This window comes from Moorena sp. SIO3I6, assembly GCF_010672095.1.
This window is the reverse complement of sequence record NZ_JAAHHU010001422.1, coordinates 1-1,296: the sequence shown is the minus strand read 5'-3', so window position 1 is coordinate 1,296 and position 1,296 is coordinate 1. Positions and strand designations below refer to the sequence as shown.

The following is a 1,296-nucleotide window of genomic DNA, read 5'->3' as shown; positions in this document are numbered from 1 at the left end:
ACGTCGTCCGCAATGGCTCACCTTCGAGAGAGCAATTCCCCTGATCTGGATAACTATCTTTATTTGCGGTGCTTGGTCAGCGTATATAGTTTGGGAAAATGACCCAGGTAGCCGAAGCACCTGGTTGTTGATGGGTTTATATCTACTACTAGAAATCATCACCATGGCTTATACACCAGTCATGTTCCTGTTTCGTAGCCTCACCGTTGGCACCATTATTGGTGGCACAGGTGCCTTATTAAGTATTATCCTGGCTTTACTGATTTATCCTGTATCTCTCGTAGCGTTCTTGCTGCTACTTCCCTACATGATTTGGAGTCCGATTGGTACCTACACTACTTGGGAAATGAGGCGACTTAATCCAGGAGCAGCTTAATTTTATTGTAAGCATTCAGCCGTCAGCCGTCAGCAGTCAGGTGACGTAACAGAGATTAAACCAATACTTACTTGTTTTATTCAAAAGCTGTTCGCGTAGCGTGGGCGTAGCGCATTAGCTGATAGCTGATAGCTGATAGCTGATAGCTGATAGCTGAATGCTTACATTCATTTAATTTTAATTTAATTTTCCCAGAGATTAGTAATCATCCGTTCCATAAACAGTTTTCCCATCAGGCATAACCGCAAATTGTAAATCAGCGCCCTTTAGATTAGTGCCCTTTAATACCGCATCTTGCAAATTGGCGTAACGCAAATTGGCTTTATAAAGGTTAGCCCCAGTGAGATTAGCCTCCCTCAAAATTGCACCATAAATACTAGCATGACTCAAATCAGCATGCTCCATATTGGCACCAGTCAAGTCAGCTTCTCGAAGCTCAGTACGATTAAGAATAGCAGCACTTAAATCAGCATTAGCCAATCGGATATTGAGGAGAGTAGCATCACTGAGATCAGCACCTTTCAAGTTAGTATCTTTAAAATCAGCGCCATCTAAGTCAGCAGAGGTTAACTTGGCGTTTTCTAAACGAGCACCAATTAGTTTGGCATCTTTGAGTTTAGCATTCTCTAGGTTACTATCGGATAAGTTAGCTTGGCTAAAGTCAGCTCTGCTAAAGTCAACTCCACTTAAGTCAAGTCCACTCAAATCAAAACCGATGAGATCACACTCTACACAGGTCTTATCTTTTAAGATAAACTCAAAAACTTTTGTCTTGGCTTGTCCATTTTGAATGGTCTTACTTGAGTTATCATTAGTTTTTAGGGATATGCTGACCTGTTCCGCAGATGATAGATGAAGATCAATTGGTATAGTTGCCCCGAAGATAGCAGCAATGATTAAAGGTAGTTTAATGTTCATCA

2 protein-coding genes are annotated in these 1,296 nt (G+C 41.3%); one reads left to right on the top strand and one right to left on the bottom strand.

Features of this window, described 5'->3' with window-relative positions; all coding sequences use genetic code 11:
* A partial coding sequence (locus F6K49_RS49915) for a tryptophan-rich sensory protein (protein ID WP_293110246.1) occupies positions 1-376 on the top strand: 376 nt, incomplete at its 5' end.
* A 198-nt stretch (positions 377-574) separates the two neighbouring features.
* Here the strand turns inward: F6K49_RS49915 and F6K49_RS49910 are convergent.
* On the bottom strand, positions 575-1,296 hold a 722-nt coding region (locus F6K49_RS49910), incomplete at its 5' end, for a pentapeptide repeat-containing protein (RefSeq protein WP_293110244.1).